16 protein-coding genes and 1 pseudogene are annotated in these 24,279 nt (G+C 60.6%); 11 read left to right on the top strand and 6 right to left on the bottom strand.

Features of this window, described 5'->3' with window-relative positions:
- The first annotated feature begins 24 nt into the window (after positions 1–24).
- On the top strand, positions 25–8,520 hold the full coding sequence (locus tag ACK9YZ_RS26390; protein WP_416068214.1) for a GH36-type glycosyl hydrolase domain-containing protein: 8,496 nt from the start codon (positions 25–27) through the stop codon (positions 8,518–8,520).
- Between the two features lie 63 nt (positions 8,521–8,583).
- On the opposite strand, the gene ACK9YZ_RS26395 is transcribed toward ACK9YZ_RS26390, so the two are convergent.
- The 4 genes from ACK9YZ_RS26395 to ACK9YZ_RS26410 form a co-directional block, all read right to left on the bottom strand.
- Positions 8,584–9,642 (bottom strand): adenylate/guanylate cyclase domain-containing protein, encoded by a 1,059-nt coding sequence (locus ACK9YZ_RS26395; protein ID WP_416068215.1) that lies wholly within the window; start codon positions 9,640–9,642, stop codon positions 8,584–8,586.
- A 104-nt stretch (positions 9,643–9,746) separates the two neighbouring features.
- On the bottom strand, positions 9,747–10,193 hold the full coding sequence (locus tag ACK9YZ_RS26400) for an SRPBCC family protein (RefSeq protein ID WP_216760756.1): 447 nt from the start codon (positions 10,191–10,193) through the stop codon (positions 9,747–9,749).
- Between the two features lie 195 nt (positions 10,194–10,388).
- Complete coding sequence (locus tag ACK9YZ_RS26405) at positions 10,389–10,757, bottom strand: c-type cytochrome (protein ID WP_216760755.1); 369 nt, start codon at positions 10,755–10,757, stop codon at positions 10,389–10,391.
- Positions 10,758–10,761: 4 nt separating this feature from the next.
- Positions 10,762–11,304, bottom strand: coding sequence for a GXWXG domain-containing protein (locus tag ACK9YZ_RS26410; protein ID WP_416068216.1), 543 nt, complete (start codon positions 11,302–11,304; stop codon positions 10,762–10,764).
- A gap of 240 nt (positions 11,305–11,544) precedes the next feature.
- On the opposite strand from ACK9YZ_RS26410, the gene ACK9YZ_RS26415 reads away from it, so the two are divergent.
- The 9 genes and pseudogenes from ACK9YZ_RS26415 to ACK9YZ_RS26455 all read left to right on the top strand — a co-directional run bounded on the left by ACK9YZ_RS26415 (position 11,545) and on the right by ACK9YZ_RS26455 (position 20,651).
- Entirely contained in the window at positions 11,545–11,733 is a 189-nt protein-coding gene (locus tag ACK9YZ_RS26415) for a hypothetical protein (RefSeq protein WP_216760924.1), read from the top strand.
- Positions 11,734–12,227: 494 nt separating this feature from the next.
- Positions 12,228–12,419, top strand: a pseudogene (locus tag ACK9YZ_RS26420) (Lrp/AsnC ligand binding domain-containing protein); the annotation flags it as partial.
- Positions 12,420–12,784: 365 nt separating this feature from the next.
- Positions 12,785–14,479, top strand: a complete 1,695-nt coding sequence (locus tag ACK9YZ_RS26425; protein ID WP_416068217.1) for an ABC transporter substrate-binding protein — start codon at positions 12,785–12,787, stop codon at positions 14,477–14,479.
- 19 nt (positions 14,480–14,498) lie between these two features.
- The gene (locus ACK9YZ_RS26430) at positions 14,499–15,479 is read left to right on the top strand and encodes an ABC transporter permease (protein WP_416068218.1); all 981 of its coding nucleotides are present in this window, start codon (positions 14,499–14,501) and stop codon (positions 15,477–15,479) included.
- Positions 15,479–16,381 (top strand): ABC transporter permease, encoded by a 903-nt coding sequence (locus tag ACK9YZ_RS26435; protein ID WP_416068219.1) that lies wholly within the window; start codon positions 15,479–15,481, stop codon positions 16,379–16,381. Before ACK9YZ_RS26430 ends, ACK9YZ_RS26435 begins: the two co-directional genes overlap by 1 nt.
- Entirely contained in the window at positions 16,378–17,193 is an 816-nt protein-coding gene (locus tag ACK9YZ_RS26440; protein WP_416068220.1) for an ABC transporter ATP-binding protein, read from the top strand. The genes ACK9YZ_RS26435 and ACK9YZ_RS26440 overlap by 4 nt, the downstream gene beginning before the upstream one ends.
- Positions 17,190–18,116, top strand: a complete 927-nt coding sequence (locus tag ACK9YZ_RS26445; protein WP_416068221.1) for an ABC transporter ATP-binding protein — start codon at positions 17,190–17,192, stop codon at positions 18,114–18,116. Before ACK9YZ_RS26440 ends, ACK9YZ_RS26445 begins: the two co-directional genes overlap by 4 nt.
- 12 nt (positions 18,117–18,128) lie before the next feature.
- Positions 18,129–18,599 (top strand): GNAT family N-acetyltransferase, encoded by a 471-nt coding sequence (locus ACK9YZ_RS26450; protein WP_416068222.1) that lies wholly within the window; start codon positions 18,129–18,131, stop codon positions 18,597–18,599.
- A gap of 30 nt (positions 18,600–18,629) precedes the next feature.
- Positions 18,630–20,651 (top strand): beta-N-acetylhexosaminidase, encoded by a 2,022-nt coding sequence (locus tag ACK9YZ_RS26455; protein ID WP_416068223.1) that lies wholly within the window; start codon positions 18,630–18,632, stop codon positions 20,649–20,651.
- Positions 20,652–20,703: 52 nt separating this feature from the next.
- Here ACK9YZ_RS26455 and ACK9YZ_RS26460 read toward each other — a convergent pair whose 3' ends face one another.
- A complete protein-coding gene (locus ACK9YZ_RS26460) occupies positions 20,704–21,906 on the bottom strand; it encodes an ROK family transcriptional regulator (RefSeq protein ID WP_416068224.1) in 1,203 nt (400 codons plus the stop codon).
- Positions 21,907–22,204: 298 nt separating this feature from the next.
- On the opposite strand from ACK9YZ_RS26460, the gene ACK9YZ_RS26465 reads away from it, so the two are divergent.
- Complete coding sequence (locus ACK9YZ_RS26465; RefSeq protein WP_416068225.1) at positions 22,205–23,119, top strand: DMT family transporter; 915 nt, start codon at positions 22,205–22,207, stop codon at positions 23,117–23,119.
- Positions 23,120–23,162: 43 nt separating this feature from the next.
- Here ACK9YZ_RS26465 and ACK9YZ_RS26470 read toward each other — a convergent pair whose 3' ends face one another.
- Positions 23,163–24,275 carry a glycosyltransferase family 2 protein gene (locus ACK9YZ_RS26470; protein WP_416068226.1) on the bottom strand — a complete coding sequence of 371 codons (1,113 nt, stop codon included), beginning with the start codon at positions 24,273–24,275 and terminating at the stop codon, positions 23,163–23,165.
- Positions 24,276–24,279: the final 4 nt, after the last annotated feature.

Here is a 24,279-nt window from a genome sequence, read left to right on the forward strand (position 1 = left end):
GAACCCAGTAGAAGAGAAAACACTATGACCTCTCAAAATATTGTGGGTGCTTCGAGCGCGCATGTTCAAGCATCGTCCGCGGATCCCGATTTCGGCATCCGCGCGCCCCTGCTGTCGAATGACCAGCTGAGGCTGCGGGCCGCGCAGTTTGCGGAGAGCCGTACGCTTGATGTTACAAGCTTCACGAATTTCGATTTCTTCCAGCGGCACCGGGAGAACGAGGCCGAGATCCTGAGGGTCTATCGCGCCGCCGCTGCAGATGTCGATGCGGGCGAGAGCATCACGCCGGCCACCGAATGGCTGCTCGACAACCACTACATTGTGGAGGAAGCGATCCAGGAAGTGCGTCGCGACTTTCCGAAAAAATTCTATCGCGAGCTGCGCAAGATCAAACTTGACGGGACGGAGGTGCCGCGCACGCTGGCGCTCGCCTGGCTCTACATGGCGCATGCACACAGCAATATCAGCAATGCCGGCATGGCGGCTGTCACGGAAGGGTTCCAGGACAAGGAGACGCTGCGCATCGGCGAGCTCTGGGCGCTGCCTTCGCTCGTTCGCTACGTGCTGATCGACAATCTTCGTCGTGTGGCGACGCGGATCGACAAAAGCCGCGAGATGCGGTCGAGCGCAAATGCGGCGGCCACCCAGGCGATTACGCTTGGCGATGCCGGATCCGCCGGATTCCTGGAGACGCTGACTGCCAATCTCGATGACACGACCTTCGTCACTCAGTTGCACTATCGCCTTCGCAATGCGCTGGAGCCGACCGAGGCCGCGCTGAACTGGCTCGAAAGCAAGCTTTCCGCAAAGGGTACCGATGCGGAAGCGGTAATGTCGGCAGAGCAGATCCGTCTCGGCGCGGCCAATGCGCTGATGGGCAGCATCATCAAGAGCCTGCGCGAGATCAACGATACCGACTGGTCCGAATGGGTCGAAGAGGTCAGCACCATTGACAAGCTGCTCTGGCAGCAGACGGATTATGCCGAGCTCGATTCCGGCTCCCGCAACAGCTATCGCCGCCAGATCGAAAAGCTTGCCAAGCGCTCCGACAAAACGGAGATGGATATCGCCGAAGCGGCCGTCCGTCTGGCCGACCGCGCGACGGCAGGCAGCCAGGATCTCGCCGCGTCAGCCGGCAATGTCGGCTATTACTTCGTCGGCAATGGTCGCCCGGCGCTGGAAACGGAAATCGGCTTCCGGCCGACGCTCGGTCTGCGGTTCATGCGCGCGATCCGCAAGCTGAACTGGCTGGCGATCGCCATACCAGTGCTGCTCCTGACGTTGCTGGCACTAATCGTGGTCGACCGCGTTTTCGTGGACGCCGGCATGCCGCTTTTTGCAACGGTCGTGCTGCTGCTGATGTTTGCGCTTCCGGCCTCCGAAGGTGCGACCGGTCTCTTCAATTTCTTTGCCACCTTCTTCATCACGCCTGACCGGCTGGTCGGCTACGAATTCAAGAAGGGCCTGCCAGCGGAAGCCCGCACACTCGTCACCATTCCCTGCCTGATCGGCAGGCGCGAACATGTCGATGAGCTCGTCCGCAACCTTGAGGTCCATTACCTCGCCAATGCGCGTGGAGAGATCTACTACGCGCTCTTGAGCGACTGGCCGGATGCCCAGGAGGAGCAGAACGCCCGTGATCTTGAAGTCCTCGATTATGCGCTGAGCCAGATCGCCGATCTGGAAGCACGCTATGCCGAGGATGGCAAGCAGCGCTTCTATCTCCTGCATCGCCGCCGGCAATATAACCCGGCCGAAGGCGCCTGGATGGGCTGGGAGCGCAAGCGCGGCAAGCTGCACGAACTCAACATGCTGCTGCGCGGCGGTTCCAACACGAGCTTCCTGCCCGGCGCCAACGTCGTGCCGCAGGACGTCAAATATGTCATGACGCTGGACAGCGACACGCGCGTCGTACGCGACACCGTGACCAAGCTCGTCGGCAAGCTGCATCATCCGATCAACCGTCCGGTCTTCGACGAAAAGAAACAGCGTGTCGTCGACGGCTACGGCGTACTGCAGCCCCGCGTGACGCCGTCGCTGACGACAGGCAAGGATGCATCGACCTTCCAGCGCGTCTTCTCGGTCAATCGCGGCCTGGACCCTTACGTCTTCGCCGTCTCCGACGTCTATCAGGACATTACCGGCGAAGGCACTTTCACTGGCAAGGGCCTCTACCATGTTGATGCCTTCGAGGCCTCGCTGAAGGGCCGGATCAAAGAAAATTCGGTTCTGAGCCACGATCTGCTCGAAGGTTCGATGGCGCGCTGCGCGCTGGTGACGGATTGCGAACTGGTCGAGGATTTCCCGATCCGCTACGAGGTCGAAGTCTCGCGTCAACATCGCTGGGCGCGCGGCGACTGGCAGCTTCTCCCCTATATTTTCGATGACCGTCGCGGCGTCACCGCGCTCGGCTGCTGGAAGATGTTCGACAACCTGCGCCGCTCGCTGACGCCGATCGCCTGGTTCCTGGCATCCGTGCTCGGCTGGTACTGGATGGACCCGCTCGGCGCGCTCATCTGGCAGATCCTGCTGATCTTCAGCCTGTTCGTCGCGCCGACCCTGTCGCTGATCAATGGCATCATTCCGCGCACCAGCGACATCATCCTGCAGGCGCATCTGCACACGGTCTGGAAAGACATCGAGAATGCCAACGCCCAGGTGGCGATGCGCATCGTCTTCATTGCCGATATCGCCTGCGTCATGGCTGATGCCATCATTCGCTCGCTTTACCGCCTCTTCGTCAGCCGCAGGCTGATGCTGCAATGGCGCACCGCCGCCAGCGCCCAGGCCATGGCGCAGACCACGATCCTCGGCCATTACAAGGTCATGTGGCGGGCGCCGGTTCTGGCCATTCTGGCGCTGATCTTTACCGTCTCCTCCGGTGACAGCGCCTGGATGGTCGGCCTTCCCTTCGTCATTCTCTGGGTGCTCTCGCCGGCTATCGCCTGGACGGTCAGCCAGACGGCGGAAACCGAAGACCGGCTCGATGTGCCGGACAATGTCCGCAACGAGCTGCGCAAGATCGCAAGGCGCACATGGCGCTACTTCGACCACTTCGTGGTTCCCGGCCAGCACTACCTTCCGCCGGACAATGTCCAGCAGACGCCGCACGCCGTCGTCGCCATGCGTACTTCGCCGACCAATATCGGCGTCTATCTGCTGTCGGTCATTTCGGCGCGTCGTTTCGGCTGGATTTCGTTCGAAAATGCAGTTAAGCGCATCGAACAGACGATCGAGACGGTTGATAAGCTCGAGAAATATCGCGGCCATCTCTTCAACTGGTATCATACGGATACGCTGAAGCCGCTCGGCCGCAGATATGTGTCGTCGGTCGACAGCGGCAATTTTGCCGGTCACTTGATTGCCGTATCGTCGGCTTGCCGCATCTGGGCCAAGTCTCCTCTTTCCCACATTCACACCGACCTCGATGGTATTGGCGATGTCGCGGCCATTCTTCGCGAGGTGCTTGCCGAGCTTGGGCAAGACAACAAATCTGTCCGCCCTCTGCACGACCGGCTCGATGGCCGAATTGCCGACCTTGAAGCGGCAGTCGCTACCGGCAAGCGTGAGAAAGAATTCTCTTCGGGGCTGATCGAGCGATTTGCTGGGCAGGCGCGGGAAATCCGTGAACTTGCCGGCAGCCTCGACCGAGAGGTGAAGACGGCGCAAAGCGACGAGGTTGTCCATTGGGCCGAAAAGCTCGTAGAGACCTGCGAACTTCATCAGGCCGACAAGGCCTTCGATCATTCGCAGGTGGATGCCATCAGCGAAAGACTGAGCCGTGTCGGCAATCGCGCCCGCGAAATCGCTTTCGATATGGATTTCAGCTTCCTTTACCGTCCCGAGCGTCGGTTGCTGTCGATCGGCTTCCGGGTCGAGACGGAGGAAGTCGATGCGGCCTGCTACGACCTGCTTGCCTCGGAGGCCCGTCTGACGAGCCTCTTCTCCGTCGCCAAGGGCGATCTGCCGACCGAGCATTGGTATAAGCTCGGCCGTCATGTCGTTCCGGTTGGATCGCGCGGCGCGCTGGTCTCCTGGTCCGGCTCGATGTTCGAATATCTGATGCCGCCGCTCGTGATGCAGGAGCGCAGCGGGGGCATTCTCAATCAGACCAACAATCTGATCGTTCTCGAGCAGATGAACTATGCGCGCAGCCTCGGCACGCCATGGGGCATCTCGGAAGCGGCCTTCAACGCCCGCGACCACCAGATGAACTATCAGTACAGCAATTTCGGCGTGCCGACACTCGGCCTGAAGCGCGGTCTCGGCCAGAACGCCGTTATCGCGCCCTATGCCTCGCTTCTGGCGAGCCAGTATCACCCTGTTGCGGCGCTTGAAAACCTCAACAGGCTGAGGGCGGTCGGCGCGCTCGGCATGTATGGTTTCCATGATGCCGTCGACTTCACGGCAAGCCGCGTGCCCGAGGGCAAGCAGTGCGCTGTCGTCTACAACTATTATGCGCACCATCACGGCATGTCGATTGCTGCCGTCGCCAACGTCGCCTTCGACGGACTGCTGCGCGAGCTCTTCCATGCCGATCCTGTGATCGAAGCTGCCGAACTCCTGCTGCAGGAAAAGGCGCCGCGCGACATTCCGGTCATGGCCTCCAAGCACGAGACAGATGCGCCGGCGACCATTCAGGGTGACCTGATGCGTCCGGAAGTCCGCCGCCTGGAAGACCCGGCATCGCGTGAACGCGAATTGCTGCTGTTGTCGAACGGCCGCTATTCGACCATGCTGACGGCGACGGGCTCCGGCTACAGCCGCTGGAAAAACCTCTCCATCAACCGGTGGCGAGCCGATCCAACCGAGGATCGCTGGGGTTCCTTCATCTTTCTGCGGGATACCGCGTCGAACGAGTGGTGGTCTGCGACGGCAGAGCCGCGCTCGATCGCCAACGAGCATGTCCGCGTCAGCTTCAGCGACGACAAGGCGGAATTCATCAAGACCGTCGGCGAGCTGACGAGCGAAATGGAAGTCTTCGTCGCGAGCAATTATGATGCGGAAGGCCGCCGCCTGACGATCACCAACACCGGTACCGAGGACCGTGTCATCGAAGTGACCTCGTATATGGAGCCGGTCGCAACGCTCGATATCGTCGACACCGGCCATCCGGTCTTTGCCCGCATGTTCCTGAAGACCGAGATCGCCAACCGCGGCGATGCTATCTTCGTCGAGCGCCAGAAACGCGGCCTGACCGATCCCGATGTCGCGATTGCCCAGCTCATCGTCGACACGTCCGGCGAAGATGGCCCGACGCAATATGAAACCGATCGTATGCGCTTCCTTGGCCGTGGACGGACATTGACCGAAGCAGCGGCCTTCGATGCTGGTGCGGAACTCTCGGGCACCGACGGTTTCACCATGGACACCTGCGTGTCGCTGCGCCGGACGCTTCGTGTGCCGGCCGGCGAGAAGGTCAGCGTGACCTTCTGGACGATTGCAGGTGCGGATCGTGCCGAACTCGAGGCGGCGCTGGAGCACTATCGCCAGCCGGAAAGCTTCGCCCAGGGCCTTGTTCAGGCCTGGACGAGAACGCAGAGCCAGCTGCGCCAGATCGGCGTCAACTCGAAGGAAGCGGCCGCCTACCAGCGCTTTGCGCGCTATATCATCTATCCCGACATGGCGCTGCGTGCCGACAGCAAGGCGGTGCGCGAAGGCCTCAAGTCCCAGTCCGTCCTTTGGGGCGCGACGCTGTCAGGCGATGCGCCGCTGATGACGCTGCGCATTACCGACGAGCTTGGCACGGATCTCGTCAAGGAGTTGCTGCGCGCCCAGGGCCTGCTGCAATCGCGCGGCGTCGAGGTCGATCTCGTGATCTTCAACGAGCGCGCCGGCGAGGCTGCAGCCGAGATGCAGCGCACCATCGACCAGCTTTGCGACGCGGCGCGCCACGCCAGCGAAGTGGCGGGCATCCAGCGTAACATCTATGTCCTGCGCAAGGATCTGACGACACCGGAAGCCTATGAGGCCATCATTGCCGCTTCGCGCGTCGTGCTGCGCGGCCGCGACGGCAGCCTCATCGACCAGCTGCAGAAGGCGCGTTCCGTTTCCGGCTCACCGGCGCTGCTCGGCCAATGGGGCGATTCCACTCTCGTACCGAGAATGGATCGCAGCATCGGCGCCCCGGCGCCAGCCGAAGGCGGCGATCTCGCCTTCTGGAACGGTTATGGCGGATTTGCAGCCGAAGGCAGCGAATATGTCATGCGCCTGTCGGGCGGTGAACAGACGCCGCATCCGTGGGTCAATATCATCGCCAATGAGAGCTTTGGCTTCCATGTCTCGGCTGAAGGCGCGGCTTTCACCTGGAGCCAGAACTCCCGTGACCACCAACTGACGCCCTGGACCAATGACATGGTTGCCAACCGACCGGGCGAAGCCTTCTATCTGAGGGATCTCGACCGCGGCTCCGTCATCGTGCCCTATGCGTCTCTGGCGCAGCGCTCCGACACGCGCTTTGAAGCGCGACATGGCCTCGGCTACTCGGTCTTCTCGACAGTTCAGGATGAAATCGCCCTGGAGGTCACGCAGACCCTCCATATGGAGAAATCGGTGAAGCTGACGCAGCTGCGCATCCGCAATGATGCGGGCGAAGCACGCAAGCTTCGTATCTACGGTTATGCCGAATGGATCCTCGGCAACAACCCGACGAAGAGCAAACCCTTCATTATCTCCAGCTTCGATCGCGAGAGCGGAGCGATCTTCGCGAGCAATCCGTTCAGCGTGAATTTCGGAACGCGTGTCGCAGCCTTTGCGGCAAGCGAAACGCCGTCGAGCGTTTCCACCAGCCGCCGCGAATTCATCGGCCGCCACGGAACGATCCAGCAGCCACGGACCGTCTCGGCGGGCTCGCGCCTCTCCAATGCCATGGATCTCGACGGCGATCCGGCAGCCGCCATGGCCTTCGATCTGACGATCGAGCCCGGCGAAGTGCGTGATATCTGCTTCTATATGGGCGATGGGGCCTCGCAGGAGGAAGCGTCGGCTCTCATTGCCGAGATCCGCGCCGTCAGCTTCGAGGACGTTCTCGGCCAGACGCGCGGTTTCTGGAAGAGCTTCACCGGCCGGACGCGCGTTTCGACGCCGGACCAGCGCCTCGACTTCATGGTCAACAACTGGTTGCCCTATCAGACCTATGGCTGCCGCATCATGGCCCGCACCGCCTTCTACCAGTCGAGCGGCGCGTGGAACTTGCGCGACCAGCTGCAGGATTCACTGGCTTTCCTGCTGCATTCGCCGGAGATCGCTCGCAAGCAGATCCTCAATACCGGCCGGCGCCAGTTCCCGGAAGGCGACTTCCAGCACTGGTGGCTGGCAGACAGCGGCGCCGGCGTGCGCACGAACATCTCCGACGACCCGGTCTGGCTTGCCTATGCGGTCGATCAATATTGCACGGCGACCGGCGATGCCGCGATCATGGATGAAATGCTGCCCTTCGTCGAAGGCGCGCAGCTCAGCCCCGGCCAATATGATGCTTTCCTGCAGCCGCGCGTTTCCGACGAGACCGCGTCGCTCTACGAGCATGCCGCACTCGGCCTCGATCTCGCGATCAAGCGCACCGGCGTCAACGGCCTGCCGTTGATGATGAGCGGCGACTGGTGCGATAAGATGGATCGTGTCGGCATGGCCGGCCGCGGCGAGAGCGTCTGGCTCGGCTGGTTCCTGGCCGGTGCACTGCGCCGCTTCATTGCCTACGCCGAAACCCGTGGTGACACCCATCGTGTCGGCCGCTGGTCGGACCATCTGGCAAAGCTCAGGAACGCGATCGAAACGGCCGGCTGGGACGGCGAATATTATCGCCGCGGCTATTACGACAATGGCGCGCCGCTTGGCTCCAGCCAGTCTGAAGAGGACAAGATCGACTCGATCGCCCAGTCCTGGAGTGTGCTGTCGGGCGAGGGTAGTCCTGAACGCAGCGAAATGGCGATGAAGGCCGTCCTCGACAAGCTCGTCGATGAAGAGGGCAAATTCATCCGTCTGCTGACGCCGCCTTTCGTCAAACCGGTCAACGACCCCGGTGTCATCAGGGCCTATCCGCCGGGTGTCCGTGAAAACGGCGGCCAATATACCCATGCCGCCACCTGGGCAGTCCTTGCTCTCGCCCGAATGGGGCGCGGGGAAGACGCTTGGCGCGCCTTCGAAATGCTGAACCCGATCAATCACTCGCTCGATAAAGCCTCCGCGGATGTCTATCGCATCGAGCCCTATGTGATTGCCGGCGACGTTTATGGCGAAGACAACCTCAAGGGCCGCGGTGGCTGGAGCTGGTATACGGGCTCGGCCGGCTGGTTCTACCGCGTGGCAATCGAGGGCATCCTCGGCATCCGCTCGGAGAACGGCCGCCTGCATGTCAAACCGGTTCTGCCGGCCGGATGGGACGGCTTCTCGGCTGAGCTTGAACTGCCGAGCGGTAAATACCAGGTTTCCGTTTCGAAGGTGGACACGGGTCGCTGCTCTGTGACCATCAACGGCGCGGCGCTCGATGAGCTGAGCGAGGGGTATCTGCTGGAAGCCAATTGAGACCTCCCTGCGGGGCAGATTGACCGGTGTCACTGCCCCCAGCGATTGCCGCGCCTGCTTCGTTCAATCCGTTGGCAGAGTGAAGACGGCGCAGGGATCGGCGATGCCGCGTAACCGGTGTTCCCCCAGGGGGGCCAGTTGTATCGTAATCTGCGCGGCGAGTGCGCCTGATATCAGCACGCGGTAGCCAAGGGACTTGCAGAGCCCCTCCAGCCGGCTGACCAGATTGACTGCGGGGCCGATGGCGGTGAAGTCGAGCCGGTCGGCGGCACCGACATTGCCCCAGAGCATCTCGCCGAAATGCAGTGCCACGCCGAACGGCAGCGGTGGCAGGCCTTGTGCTTGCCGCGCGGCATCGAGATGGGCCATGCCGGCACGGGCGGCCGCGACGGCGCGCAAGGAGGCCTCGCAGGCCTCACCAGGCGTGCCGGTAACGGGAAAGATCGCCAGAACACCGTCGCCAATGAACTTCAGCACCTCGCCGCCGAAAGCGTGGACCGCTCCGGCAATACGATCGAACCACGCATCGAGAGTGGCGATCATAAGGGAGGGCTCCGTCGCTTCGGAGAGGGCCGTGAAGTCGCGCAGATCAGCACAAAGCAAAGCGGCATGGATGGTTTCGCTGCTGCTGCGGCCGAGCATTCCGGCCTGCACCTGCGCGGCACTGCGCCGCCCGAGATAAGCCTCCAGTAGCGTTGTCAGCGCCGTTCGCGCGGTCAGAGCTGCCAGGGGTGCCGCCGCAAAGCGCGCGGCCTGGCATAGCCGATCCGCCTCAGCCGGATCAAACGATCGGGTTCCGGCCCAGCCTAACATCGGACTGCGGGAGCCGCGGCCGATCTCTCCTTCGTGTATAGGCCCCAGCCCGGCAAGCCAGTCGCCTGCGGCCCTGTTGAGCGAGCTGCCGGCAAAGTCGAGCGCTTCGATGACTGCATCGTTTTCTGCCCGCCACAACCAGGTGCGGCGCGCAATGATCGGATGCGGAACGGCAAGAGTTAGGGCTCCGCCCGCAAGCGGCAGACCATCGGCAAGCAACTGCCGGCCAAGCTCGGCTATAAAGTGTTCGGGGCTGGACGAGGCGCTGGCCTCATCGATCAGCCAGGCGAGGTGGGCGGGCAAATCCATGCCTCGATCATGCCATAGCGCTCAATTGATGTCAGCCAGGCGGCGGCCACAGCCAGACGTCGCCTCCCTCATGAATTCGACTTCTCTTCAAATGAGAAGCCTGGTCATTTCCTGCCATGAAAGGAATCTGGCCCCGGGTCGCGTCCGGCCGCAACCGTGCTCAATCGGCCAAGGTAGTGAGCCCAGCCCTCGGCATGGCCGGCGCATTGCTCGGCATTGGGCAAGCCGGTATGCGTCAAACGCAAGAGCGTTCCGTCCGGCTGCTCAATCAGATCGATTTCGACCAGGCTCGACCCCGGCGGCACCACCTCGCTGCCATCCCAGCCGAAGCTATAGGCCAGGCGATGGACCGGCACCACTTCGCGAAAAGAACCGCGAGCGAAACGCGCACCGGTCACGTTGACGAGATAGAGTCCTCCCGGCTGTGCCTCGATCTCGGCTTCTGTTCCCATCCAGCGCAGGATCTTTTCCGGATCCGTCAGCAGGGCGAATACTGCGGCAGGCGGCGCGGAAAGATGCGTTTCGCGGCGAACGACGAGGGCGTCTTGCATCGCTTTCTCCCAGTTTGGTCTGCACCGGCCGCGGGTACGACGCGGTATCCCGAATTAGTTTAGGGGGAGGATCCTTCGCAGCAAGGGTGTCTTGCGTTGCCAGCGCTTGAATCGTGGAGGCTGTCGTCCTGAGATTTCACGTGGAGAAGGCGGCCGACCGACCTCATATATGCCTGCCGCAGTTGGCCGCCGACGCTAAGACGGATTTGCCTTCAGGAAGGCGATAAGGTCGTCGATTTCGAAGCTCCAGAGTCCCCAGAAGCGCATCTTTGTGCCCGGAATTTTTTTGCTCGGGCTTGCCAGAAACTCCGCAAGTTCATGCTCGTTCCAGACAAGCCCGTCTTCGCCGGCTTTCTTCAGGGCGGGAGAGTAGACGTAGTCGTCCTTGATCGCTGCCCGCCGTCCCACGACACCCTTCAGAGAGGGGCCGAAGGTACTTCTGGTGTCATCGACAATGTGACATGAAGAACAGGCCCGGAAAATTCTCGCGCCACGATCTACGTCGGCCGCAAAACTGCTGCCCGCTACTGCTGCCGTGATCGCCCATACTATTGTTCTCAACATCGTCCTAGGTCTGGGAGGCGATCTTCGTGAGTTTGAAGTAGAACCGTCTTTCGTCGTCACGCACGCACATCATGCCAGCCAAGGTGTCATCGGCTACTCGTCTGAAGTGGTCGACGATCGGTTGCGCGTCGTAGATCATCGCAGCGCTTGCGATCTGCCCGGATGTCCGAACCTCCAGGGCGGCTGTCGTGCCCTTTGCGCGGAACGCCTTCTGAAGATGTGAAAACAGGTTCCGGGCAAGGGATGTTCGTCCCAGCGGCGCGAGCCTGATCGCCAACCCGATAGGGGCGAAGCGCGGATCGATGGCCACGAGCCGTCCCGGACGCCACTGAAAGAGCAGGGGGTCCGCCCGCCTGTCGGGATGGAAGCGCTTGCCGAACCATCCCAAATTCTCGAGAACGCCGTCCAGTGGGTGTCCTGACGGAATGCCGGCACCTCTCCAAAGTCCGATCATCTCTATGGGATCGACAGGTTCGAGCGACTGGAACCAAGCCGCCATGTCTTTCTGGAGGTCGGTCTGCACGAGTTCACCTTTTCTCATGATCATGCAGGAACCACATAGCGCTTGGCTGCGGAGATTCCGAGGGCCAATTCTCCGTTTCTATCCGGAACATTCGAGGTCCGTGCTGGTTGGACCTAATATGAGGGACAAGACGGTGTCCGCACCATGGCGTTCATTGTCGCTTTCTCGCTCTGGCGTTGGCGGTAACAACCCGCGTTCATGTCCGAGAAGCCGTCGCGGGATACCCGGCCCGAGACGCGATTGATCCGATAGAAGGAGGCGCTTATGAGCAAACTCGACAAGCAACATCGCGAACATTTGCAGACACCTCCCGATGCTCCGGAAAACAAGGTCGAGCGCGGGCCGCCGGTCAAGGAGTCAAGCGAGCAGGATGCCATAAGGCCAGGCATCAATGATCCTCGGCTGATGCCGATTGGCAAGCCAGGCATTCGCGTTCGTGAGGGGAAGCGATGACCTCCGTGTCGCTCGCAGCAGTTTGGCCTCTCGGGAGCGGGGAGTGCCACCAATGTGGACTTTGCGGCCAATATCCCTGACCAGGCTTTCGATGCATCGCCTTTCCGGTAAGTCTCTCTTGTTTGGACTTGCCTTCTGGTTGCTTGTTGCCGGATCTCGGGCTGCCATGAGCCAGGCCGACAGCAAGGAACAGCAACCGGAGTGTCAGGCGGATAGCCAGTCGTCATCCGAGAAGGATCGGCGGGCGGAGAATGGCAGATCGGAAAGCGAAATATCTCGGTGCAAAGGCGTGCTGACGCCTCCACCAACTGGCGATCGCGGGTTGGTCGAACCGGTCCCATCCACAGGCAACATGCCGGTCATCCGACCGGGCGACATCCCTCAACAGGTGCCTGGACCAAGAGAGCAGTAGAGGAACGTATCTGCAATTTGGATTCCCATAGGATGTCGTCGCCACTTTCGATCATCAGCGCCGACCCGTTCTACGCTCGCGGCAAGAGGTCGTTGCCTTTTACAGCATTGCGGGAGACTCGGACTTCCTACTGCAGGTCGTCTCGCCCGATCTCGATTCCTATGCCGATTTCGCCATCTCTGTTGTGCGCCGCCTGCCGCGCATCAAGGAAATGCAGACCACCTTCGTTCTTAAGGAAATCAAGCCGTTCGAAGGTTTTCCTGTAGGACTTTAGGAAGTTGATCTGAACCCCGACTGTCGTTGGAATAGCCGCCCAGCAGATGCTGGACGGCTGATCGTGCTGAAAAACAAGCCGTCATGGCTTCAACATAGGCCGGATCAAAATAACGACATTTCAACGAACTCAGTCTGACGGGTCGCGCTTGCGCCAAGCTTTTCGCAGCGCACAATAAGTATGACAATTTATTTTCTCGACGCATCCTCAGTTGGCCGCCAACGCGTGTGCCGAAGCAAATCAGGTTCAGATGTTGGAAGCCGAAATTTTTGGTTTCCACCCGATTGACCGGATCGGAAATCTTGCGTTAGCTTGATTAAATCAATTTGATTGACTCATAAAATAACAAACAGGGGAACGTAAAAATGGGACTGGACAAGAGCGCAAGCCGCAGTGTTTCCGCGCGTGCCGGCTGGGCGGCAGCGACCGCCCTGACGGCGGTCATGGCGTTTGGTGCATCGGCTGCTTCGGCTGCGGAAGCGGTGCTGACGATGCATATCGAAGAACAGTCGAGCTGGGTGCAGAACTTCAATCCGTTCGACCTTGCCGGCCGTCGGCAGAGCACAATGGACTTCATCTATGAGCCGCTCGTCATATTCAACGCGCAGGACGGTGGCAAGCCGGTCTGGCGCCTTGCCACGAACTACAAGTTTTCGAACGACATGAAGTCGATCACCTATGAACTGCGCTCGGGCGTGAAATGGTCGGACGGCAAGCCGCTCACATCGGCCGACGTCAAATATACTGTTGATCTGATGCTGAAGAACGCCGCCCTCGACACAGTCGGTGTCGGCGAGACCGTGGCATCCGTCGAGGCGCCGTCGCCGACCGAGGTCACGATCAACCTCAAGGCTGTGAACTCCGACTTCCCGGAATCGCTCGCCGATCTCGCCGTCGTTCCCGAACATGTCTGGAAGGATGTCTCCGATCCCGTCGCCTTCAAGAATGAAAAGCCGGTCGGGTCGGGACCAATGACGGAGGTGCGCCGTTTCACGCCGCAGGTCTACGAGCAATGCCGCAACCCGAACTATTGGGATGCCGCCTCGCTGCATGTCGATTGCCTGAGGCTGCCGCAGATTTCCGGCAATGACCAGATGCTCGCCATCCTGCCCGAGGGCAACATGGACTGGATCGGCTCCTTCATTCCGGAAATCGACAAGACCTTCGTTGCGCTCGATGCCGACCATAACGGCTATTGGCAACCGCCAGCCGAAACCGTCGCCTTCCAGATGAACTTCAAGACCAAGGATGACGGCAATCTGGAGGCCTACAAGGACCTGAACTTCCGCCACGCCTTCAGCCTTGCCATGGACCGCAAGTCGATGGTCGACATTGCCGGCTTCGGCTATCCCGTTGTCAACGAGCATGCCTCCGGCCTGCCGCCGCGGTTTGAAGGCTGGCGCAACAAGGAGGCCGAAGGCGACAAGGACGCCTTCATGGGCTTTGACACCGACAAGGCCAACAAGATCCTTGACGATGCCGGCTACAAGAAGGGTTCCGACGGTTTCCGCACGACCCCGAACGGCAAGCCGATCACCTTCCCGATCATCGTTCCCAATGGTTGGACCGATTGGATCGACGCCGTACAGATCGCCGTTGAAGGCCTGCGCGCGGCCGGCATCAATGCATCGGTCGCCACGCCCGAATACGAACAATGGCGCAAGCAGATCCTCGATGGCAGTTTCGAGGTTGTCATGAACTCGCGTGCCGATGGGGCCACACCGTTCCGCGGCTACTATCAGAGCCTCTCGACGGCCTATGCCGGGCGCGTCACCGGAGCCCCCTCGCGCTATCAGAATCCGAAGCTCGATGCGCTCTTCGATCAGTATCTGAAGGCGACGTCGGATGATGATCACAAGAAGATCTTCAACGACATCCAGCTTCTGGTTGCCGACGATTTCCCAGTCGTACCTGTCTTCAACGGCCCGACCTGGTACCAGTTCTCCAGCAAACGCTTCACCGGCTGGGTAACCGACAAGGACCCGATCATGAACCCGGAAGATCACGACAACAACCGGATGCGCCTGATGCATCTCCTGCGCTTGAAGCCGGTCCAATAAGACCGTCGAGGGCAGGGACATGCGTGTTTCCGGACGACGCCTTGGCGTCTATGCGGTCGCCCTGGCATTCGCCATCGTGATGAATTTCATACTTCCCCGGCTCATGCCGGGGACCCCCGTCGACGCCATGGTCGCCCAGCTCGGCCCGCGGGCGACGCCCGCAGCCGTCGAGGCGATCAAGGCACGATTCGGCGTTGTCGACCAACCGATGCTCTTTCAGTTCGTCGATTATCTGAAAGGTCTTGCGACCCTCGATCTTGGCGTCTCGGTCAAATATTATCCCCAGACCGTCGTGCAGGTTCTCAGCCGCTCGACGATCTGGACCATCTTCCTGGTTGTGACCGCCATCATCTTTTCGCTCTGCATCGGTGTCGTGCTTGGAGCGGTTTCGGCCTGGCGGCGTGGCGGACGCTTTGACACGATCGTCTCGCCCCTCTCCGTCATCATGATCTCGGTGCCGCCCGTGATCATCGCGCTGACGACGCTTTTCGTGTTCGGGGTTTCACTTCGCTGGTTCCCGGTGGGGTACGCCTATGATCCGAATCTCGATCCTGCTTTCAACTTCACATTTGCCGGCAGCGTCTTCATGCATGCTATTCTGCCGGTGCTGACGCTCTCGCCTTTTCTGATCGGCGAATTCCAGACGACCATGCGTTCGTCGATGATCTCGATCCTCGGCGAGGACTATGTGACGATGGCCCGTGCCAAAGGGCTCAGCCATCTGAATGTCATGTTCGGTTATGGTGTGCGCAATGCCATGCTGCCGGTCCTGACGAATCTTGCGCTGATGCTCGGCGCCGTCTTTGGCGGCTCGATCGTCACCGAGATTGTCTTCAATTATCCGGGGCTAGGTCTGACGCTCTATACCGCGAGCATTGCCCGCGATTATCCGGTCATCCAGGGGCAGCTGTTGCTGATGACGCTCGCAACACTCGGCGCCAACTTCCTCGTCGACATCATCTACGGGTTCATCGACCCCAGACTGGGGGATGCCGTGTAATGAGCTTCACGCTGAGATCCATACTTCGCCAGAAGAAGGCCGTCGCCGGCCTCGTCATCGTCGTCGGCCTCTGGCTAATGGCCCTTTGTGCGCCCGTCATAGCCCCTGGAGAGCCCGGCGCGCGTGTCGGTCGCTCGCACCAACCGCCATCCGCCGAACATGTGCTCGGCACGACGAAAATGGGCCGCGACGTCTATCGCCAGTTCGTCTGGGGTGCGCGCAGTTCCCTCTCGGTCGGTTTTGCGACCGGTATTGCCATCACGGTGATCGGCACCGCGATCGGCCTCGTCGCCGGTTATATCGGCGGCAAGACCGATGCGGCGCTCGATCTTGCGACGAATGCAGTCCTGGTCATCCCGAATATGCCGCTGCTGATACTGCTCGCGTCTTTCGCCGGCACGGTCGGCCCGATGACGATCATGACGATCATCGCGCTAACCTCCTGGCCATGGGGCGCCCGAATGACGCGCTCTCAAACCATGGCGCTGCGCAATCGTGATTTCGTTACTGCGTCAAAAATGATCGGCGAGCCGGCCTGGCGCATCATCTTCGTGGAGATCCTGCCGAACCTGACGCCGCTGATCGGCATCAATCTGGTCGGCAGCATCATCTACGCCATCGTCGCGCAGACGACACTTGAATATCTCGGCTTCGGCGATCCCCTGAAAGTTACCTGGGGCACGATGCTCTACAATGCCCAGAACGCCTCGGCGATCATGGTCGGCGCATGGTGGGATGTCGGTATTCCCGCGATCGGCATTGCACTGACGGGGCTCGGTCTCGCACTGCTCAACTTCACTTTCGACGAAATTGCCAATCCGCAGCTCCGCTCCGGTCCGGCCTTGACGCGCTGGTTCCGTCTCAGTCGTGCCCGCAACCGTCAATTGGAGGCAGGCCGATGAGCGGCAATCTCCTGGAAATCGAAAACCTCAATGTCGACTATCTGCTCGACAAGGGTGAGTTTCGCGCCGTCAAGGACGTCTCGTTCAATATCGGGCGGGGCGAGATCTTCGGTCTGGCCGGTGAATCCGGCTGCGGCAAGAGCACGATTGCCTATGCTATCACGCGGCTTTCCAAAGCTCCGGCCTGGATCAGCGGCGGCAGCATCCGCATGGACGGCCAGGATCTGCTCAAAATGCCGGAGCGCGAGTTGCAGAAAATTCGCTGGAAACGCATCGGCATGGTCTTCCAGAGCGCGATGAACTCGCTCAATCCGCTGATGCGGGTCGAGGCACAATTCCATGACGTGCTTTACCGGCATACCGGCTGCTCGCGGCAGGAGTCGCGAGCACGGGGCGAGGAGATGTTCCGGCTCGTCGGCATCCCACCGCAGCGCATCGGCGACTATCCGCATCAGTTTTCCGGAGGCATGCGCCAGCGTATCGTCATCGCCATCTGCCTGGCGCTGAGGCCGGAACTCATCATCATGGACGAGCCGACGACGGCGCTTGATGTCGTCGTGCAGCGCGAAATCCTCGAACAGGTCGTCGATCTGCAGCGGACATACGGTTTCTCGCTGCTGTTCATTACTCACGACCTGCATCTGATGGCGCAGCTCTGCCAACGCATCGGTATCATGCTGAAGGGCGAGCTCGTCGAAGCCGGCGACGTGCGCCAGGTTAGTCAGACGCCGCTGCACGACTATACGCGTAAGCTCTGGAACGCCATTCCCCAGCTTCCAACCCAGTCCCATCTTTCAGGAGCGTTCGCATGAAGCCCGAGGCACATCCGTCCCCAGCCGGAGCCGTCATACGGCTTGAGGAGATCAGGCGTCAGTTCGGCCCGGTGCACGCGCTGAAGGGTGTTTCCTTCTCGCTGTTTCCCGGCCGCGCGCTGGCGCTCGTCGGTGAATCAGGCTGCGGCAAGACGACCTGCGCCCGCATCATTGCGCGCCTCGACAGGCCGACGGGTGGCAAGCTGTTCTTTCGCGGGCATGATCTGACAGCGCAGAGGACGGCCAAGGATGAGCGTCTTTATCGCAAGGACGTGCAGATGGTCTTTCAGGATCCATTCTCGTCACTCAATCCTGCCTTTACCGTCAGCCATCATCTTTCCCGGCCGCTGCAACTCCACCGGCAGAACACATCACGCTCAGCCCTCGAGGAGGATATTGCCGGACTGCTGGCAAGCGTCGGTCTCGATCCGGCCGTGTCGAAGCAGAGGTTTCCGCATGAACTTTCCGGCGGCCAGCGCCAGCGCGTCAATATCGCCCGGGCACTCGCGGTGGCGCCAAGCGTGCTGGTCGCTGACGAGCCGACCTCGATGCTCGATGTTTCCATCCGCAAGGACATTCTCGATCTGCTCGCCCGGGTGAAGCAGGAGAATGGACTGGCGATGCTGTATATCACCCACGACATCGCGACCGCTGCACATGTGGCCGAGGAAATCGTCGTGATGTTCGCCGGCCAGACGGTCGAATGGGGTGATACCGAAACGGTGCTCTCCAATCCGCGTCATCCTTATACCCAGCTGCTGCTCTCCGCGGTGCCTGATGGCAGGCGCCCCTTCGTGACCGGCGGCAGCGCACGTTTCCTCGAACAGGCAGAGCGCGTCCGGTCACTCAGCCGCCCGGAATCCACCGTCATCGAACAGATCGGTCCCAATCACTTCACGCGTGCGCTCGGCACGCAGAGCTAACAGGGCATCTCCATGGATTATCTCGTCAACCTGTCGACCCTCCCGCAGGACACAAAGTCACCCGATGCCATGGCAAAGGCAGGCGTCACTATCCGCCGTGCACTGCCGCCTGAACTCAAGCTGATTGTCCGCTGGATCGACGAGCAGTTCGGCGAAGCCTGGGCAAGCGAGGCGACAGTTGCGATCTCGCACCAGCCGCCCACTTGTTTCATCGCCACGCGCGAAGGCAAGCTCGTCGGCTTTTCCTGTCATGAAGCGACCGCACCCGACTTCTTCGGGCCGACCGGCGTGGACGAGAGCCTGCGCGGGCTTGGCATCGGCCGGGCGCTGCTCTTTGCCAGTCTCAATGACCTGAAGGCCATGGGCTACGGCTATGCGATCATCGGCGACGTCGGCCCATCCGCCTTCTACGAAAAAGCCGTTGGCGCCATTCCCATCCCCGATTCCGCTTCTGGCATCTATGCCGGCATGCTCAAGACCTGATTTCCATAGTCCGAACAGAAAGAAACGACCATGTCCACACCGCGACACCATGCCTTGCGGCTCGAGACCCTTTGGAACCCGCCAGCTGATGGCAAGGATTTTTCCTATGTCCTGAACCTCAAGAATCTGACCGCCGAACCGCTTTCCGGCTTCTCGCTCTGCGTCAGCGGACCGGGGCGTGTCGATCCTGCCGGAAGTGTCGAAGGGGCTACGGTCTCCAGGAGACTGTCGAACTTCACCGAATTCCAGCCGCCGGAGGGCTTCGTTCTCGGCATTGGCGAGACCTGGACGATTTCGGTCCATGCGCTGAGCTGGCAGTTCCGCCATTGGACGGATGGTGCAACAAGCGGCTATCTCGCTTTTGCGGATGGAAGCACCGTTTCGCTCGCGCTCGAACCCACACGTTCATCCGCCAGCAACGCGCCATTGAAGCGCGGTGCCGAGATCTTTCCCGTGCCGGCCAGCGTGCCGGTGCAGGTGTCGATCATTCCCTGGCCGAATTACGTGGCGGTTGCCTCAAGACAGGCTTTGCCAGCGGGTTTCACGTTGCAGGCTGATGATGCGGAAGCAAAGGCTGCAGCCGAAAGCTTCAAAATGCTGGTCGATCATCTCTTCGCCGTCGAAGGCATTATCCGCTCGGCCGCTGAGGGCGCTGCAGCCGTAACCCTCAAGAAGGCTGACGGTTTCGGCCCCGAGGCCTATCGATTGAGCTTCAAAGGGGAGGCGATCACCGTTGAGGCGAGCAGCCGGACCGGCTTCCTCTATGGTCTGATCACGCTCGGCCAGATCTGGCGCGGCGCGCGCCTGCATCCGCGAACCTTCCAGTTCCCGGCCTCCGGCGAGATCGTCGACGAGCCGTCGATGGGCTGGCGCGGTCTGCATCTCGATGTCGCCCGTCAGTTCTATGGCGAGGCGGAAATCAGGAAGCTGATGGCGGTGCTCGCCTGGAACAAGCTCAATCGGTTCCATTGGCATCTCTCCGACGACGAGGCCTGGCGTGTCGAGATCGATGCCTATCCGGCACTGACCGAAATCGGCGCGTGGCGGGGCCATGGCCTTGCCTTGCCGCCACTGCTCGGCTCCAGTCCGGCGCGCACCGGCGGTTACTACACCAAATCCGTGATCCACGAGATCGTCGCTTATGCCAAGGAGCTTGGCATCGAGATCGTGCCGGAGATTGATATACCCGGGCACTGCTACGCCATGCTGCAGGCAATACCGGATCTGCGCGATCCCGAGGAAGCAGGCAGCTACTATTCGGTTCAGGGTTTCCCGGATAATTGCATCAATCCGGCGCGCGAAAAGACCTATCAGGTCATCGAGACCATCTTCTCGGAACTCATCGAGCTTTTCCCCTTCAAAACCATTCATATCGGCGCCGACGAGGTGCCGCTCGGCGCATGGTCCGGCTCGCCGGAAGCACTCGCGTGGCTGCGTACGCTCGCCGGCGACGATATCGTCGATGCGCATGCCAAGCGCTTGAATGTCATCACCAATACTCATGGCGCTGACGACATCCATGGCTCGGGCGCGGCGATCCTGCAGGCGGAATTCCTGAAGCGCATCCAGAGCTTCCTGGCTTCCAAGGGCTGCATTACCGGCGGCTGGGAGGAGGCGGCGCATGGCGACGTCATCGACAAGGCGAAAAGCTACCTCTGCTCATGGCGCAATGTCGAAGTCTCCGCCGAGCTTGCCGACCGCGGCTATGAGATCGTCGTCTGCCCAGGGCAGGTCTATTATCTCGATATGGCACTACGGCCGGACTGGGACGAACCGGGTGCGAGCTGGGCCGGCACGTCGGACGCAGAGAAACTCTATACGTTCGATCCGGTCGGTGGATGGACCGAAACGCAGAAACAGAAGCTGCGCGGCATTCAGGCCTGCATCTGGTCCGAGCCGATGACGGACCGCGCCGTCTTCGACCGGCTCGTCTTTCCACGTCTTTCGGCCCTTGCCGAAACGGGCTGGACGAAGCCATCGTCAAAATCCTGGGAACGCTTCAAGGCGCTCGCCGGGCTGATGCCGCTGCTCTACGGGCTGCAGCAATCCTAGCTACAGCCCGACAGGGATAGCTTGGTCTCCGCCTCGGGAAGCGAGGCGGAGCTTAGCCGATCGGCTTCTGCAACACGTCGAAGCGGGGATTGGTTTCCGAGAAGATCGGCAGGGCTGCCGCTCCAAGAATTGCAGTATCCTTGCCGGTCATGCCGATCATGACGCGTGGAATGGTTCTTTCCCCGGTCGGATCAATCGGTAGGTGCAGCGGCTCCAGCCGCTCCGCAAGCCCGCGCATCATGATGGTCGAGATACTGCCGCCGAGTACGATGGTTTGCGGATCGAAGGCAAGCTCAAGGAAATCGATGGTTTGACGCAGGGGCTGGACAGCCTGATCCAGCCATGCGCTGAGGCCTTCTTCACGTCCGGCGATCAGCGCGTCGAGTTCATCCGGCGAAAGCTCCTCGGCATCGGCGATACCCATGAATTCATAGGCCACAGTTGGCGAAACGTAGCGGTCCAGACAGCCTCGCTTGCCGCAGCTGCAGAGCCGGCCGTGGGGCTCGACGATGATGTGGCCGATCTCGCCGGCATTGTGCCGGCTGCCTTTGTAGAGATGCCCGTCGAGAAACATGCCGGCGCCGATCCCGCCGCCGCCGGCAAGGAAGAGATAGACGAAGCTGCTGAAGCCGCGGGCAACACCGTGCAGGCGCTCGCCGATGGCCGCAGCCGTTGCGTCATTCTCGACAAGCACCGGCACCTTCACGCGCCGTTCCAGCTCATAGCCGACCGGGAAGTCCTGCCAGCCGGGTAGGTTCTGCGGGCTGAGTGACGTGATACCTCCGTCTGCATAACGGCCGGGCAGGGCCATGCCGACACCGAGCAGCCTATCGCGATCGAAGGAAAATGCCTGCTGCAGATCCTCGACAATAGAACCGAGCACCGGCATCGCCTGTTCGGGATCCGGATGTTCGATATGGCGTTCGATGCGCGCGCAGACGGCGCCCGAGAGATCGGTCAGCACACCGCTGGCGCGCTGGCGGCCAAGCTCGAGCCCGATGGAATAGGCCCCATGCGGATTGATGGAATAGGGAATAATCGGCTGGCCGCGGGCAAGCTTCTGCGCTTTCGCAGGCACGAGCAGGTGCGAGCGCTGCAATTCTTCGACGATGTTTGAGACCGTCTGCGCCGTCAGCGCCGTCATGCGGGCGATCGCGGCGCGCGACAGCGGACCGTTGGTGCGGATCGCCTCAATCACGACACGCCTGTTGTGTGACTTGGCCTGCTCGAGATTGGTACCTGAAATCGCTTTCATGATGTCTTTACAGAGGTTAAGCCTCACCATTGCCACAAGACGATCACATGGGGAAGGGGGAGAAGTGTTCAGTCTTTTCAATGTGATCGCGGCGACAGTTGATGCCGATTGTTCTGGTCGCTCTTCACATATCACTTTAACGGCTGTGTCGCTGCCATCGATGCGATTGACGACGCCGGACAAGCACGGAATTCCTCTCAGTGATTAGAGTTCTGTCATGAAAATCCTCAGTCAGGAATCGACGATGGCAGGATGAAGTTCTATGGGAGAAAAGAAACCTAACCAATTGGGACGAATCATGAATTTGCGCGTCAGCCGGATCGCGGGAAACGCAGCGCTCTTCGGTGTCCTTCTGATGCTGCTTGGCGATTTGCTGTTTTCGCTGAATGACGCCATGGGCAAATGGCTGGTGGCGAGCTTTGCGGTCGGCCAGGTTCTGGTGATCCGCTCGTTCGGTTCCTTTCTCATCCTTGCTCCGATGATCGCCAGGCAAGGACCTCGCTCGCTGTTTCGGGTCGAGCGTGTGCCCCTGCAGATCCTGCGCGTGATCCTGACGACGGGTGACGTCGCCTTCTTCTACGCCGCAGTTGCCTATCTCCCGCTTGCCGATGTCATGACCTTTTACATGGCCGGTCCCATCTATGTCGCGGCTCTTTCGCACGTCTTCCTCGGCGAGACGATCGGCTGGCGTCGCTGGCTCGCCGTCATCATCGGCTTCATCGGTGTCGTGATTGCACTGAGGCCTTCGACGGCCATGTTGTCCTGGCCATCGATCTTCGGCGTGATCGGCAGCCTTTCCTTCGCGCTGACGCTGATCCTTGGTCGCCGTTTGCGGCAGACGGGCGATGTCACACTCGTCACATGGCAGACGGTCGGTGCGCTGGTCACAGGTCTGATCCTGAGTATTGGCAACTGGCGCGCCGCCTCCGCACTCGACTTCACCGCCATGCTGGCGCTCGGCATCGTCGCGGGTAGCGCGCATATGATGATCACGCGTGCGCTGAAGCTTGCGCCGGCATCCCTGCTTGCGCCGCTCCAATATAGCCTGCTGCTCTGGGCAATCGTCCTTGGCTACATTTTCTTCGGCGAACTGCCCGACAAGCAGATCCTCGTTGGCTCGCTCATCATCGTTCTCGCAGGCCTCTTCATCTTCCATCGCAAGAACATGGTGGACGTCACGTCCAGATCTGACGTGCCGCCTGACGGGCATTAAAGGTCACGTGGTCTTATGGTGATCTCAGCGCCGGGGGAGCTCTTCACTCGGCGCTCTCACAGATTGAACTCAGCTTGATATCCACGGCAGTCAGCCGCATCAGATGACGTCGTGACCGCACGGTCCCCTCCGGGCATTTGACATGCGAAGGGGTGATCTGCTCGTCGAACCTCGGTTTATTGCATTGCGGCGGATCTTCAACCTTCGCCGCCGTTGTCTTGAGAGTGAGTCGTCGCTTCATGAGGCGCCGGCTGGTTTGCAATGCGAGTCCAAGTATGAAACGTGGATCCTTTTGAAAAATCGCCCAAGCAATCATGAGTGACAGATGCAGGCTCTTGGCTTCTCTATACTGCCGGAATGCATATCTTTGAGTGAGTACGACAGCGCTCCTGGCTGCGTATCTCGGAAGCTGCGGATTTGCGGCTAGTGAGCGCCTGATGACTTCCAAGGCACCCTTGCCCATTCGTACGTGATTGGATGACATATTGCCCGGATACTCTCTGTATCCCACCAGACGTTCGGGCACGACTTCGATGCAATAACGTGCGGCTAGCCTGAGTTCGAAGTCGAGATCTTCGCAGCCTCCGATACCCGCTGCTGCGTAGGAGCTATCAAACCCACCGATCTCGAGTGCAATGTCCCGTCGGACAAGAAGCGCGCTTCCATTGCTTATATATTTGAAAGTCAGATGTCGGGCATAGATATATCCTCGTGCGACATTGGAGCCGCCGGGTCGAATGATCTCGTCGTCATGATTGATGACATAATGCAGCACGTAGACCGCAGCCCACTGCGAGGACAAGCGATTGAGAGCGTTTACCTGCTTCTCGATTTTCGTCGGGTGCCAGAGATCGTCCGCGTCAAGGAATGCCACAAATCGACCTGACGATGCCTCGATTCCGGTATTCCTTGCGGCAGCTACACCGCGGTTTGGGGTGGACAGGAGGCGGATCCGTGAATCCGTCATCGCTATTTGCTCGACCAGTTTTGCCGTGTCGTCAGTGGACCCGTCGTTGACGACGATGATCTCCAGTGCCGGATAGGTCTGGCGCGCAGCGGATCGAAGCGTGCGCTCGATATATGTCGAAGCATTGAAGGCCGGAATGACCACGGAAACCAGCGGCAGGGTGGAATGAAAAGCGTCTCCTCGATCCATCGCC

This window comes from Rhizobium sp. ZK1 (assembly GCF_047782645.1).
Lineage (GTDB): Bacteria > Pseudomonadota > Alphaproteobacteria > Rhizobiales > Rhizobiaceae > Rhizobium.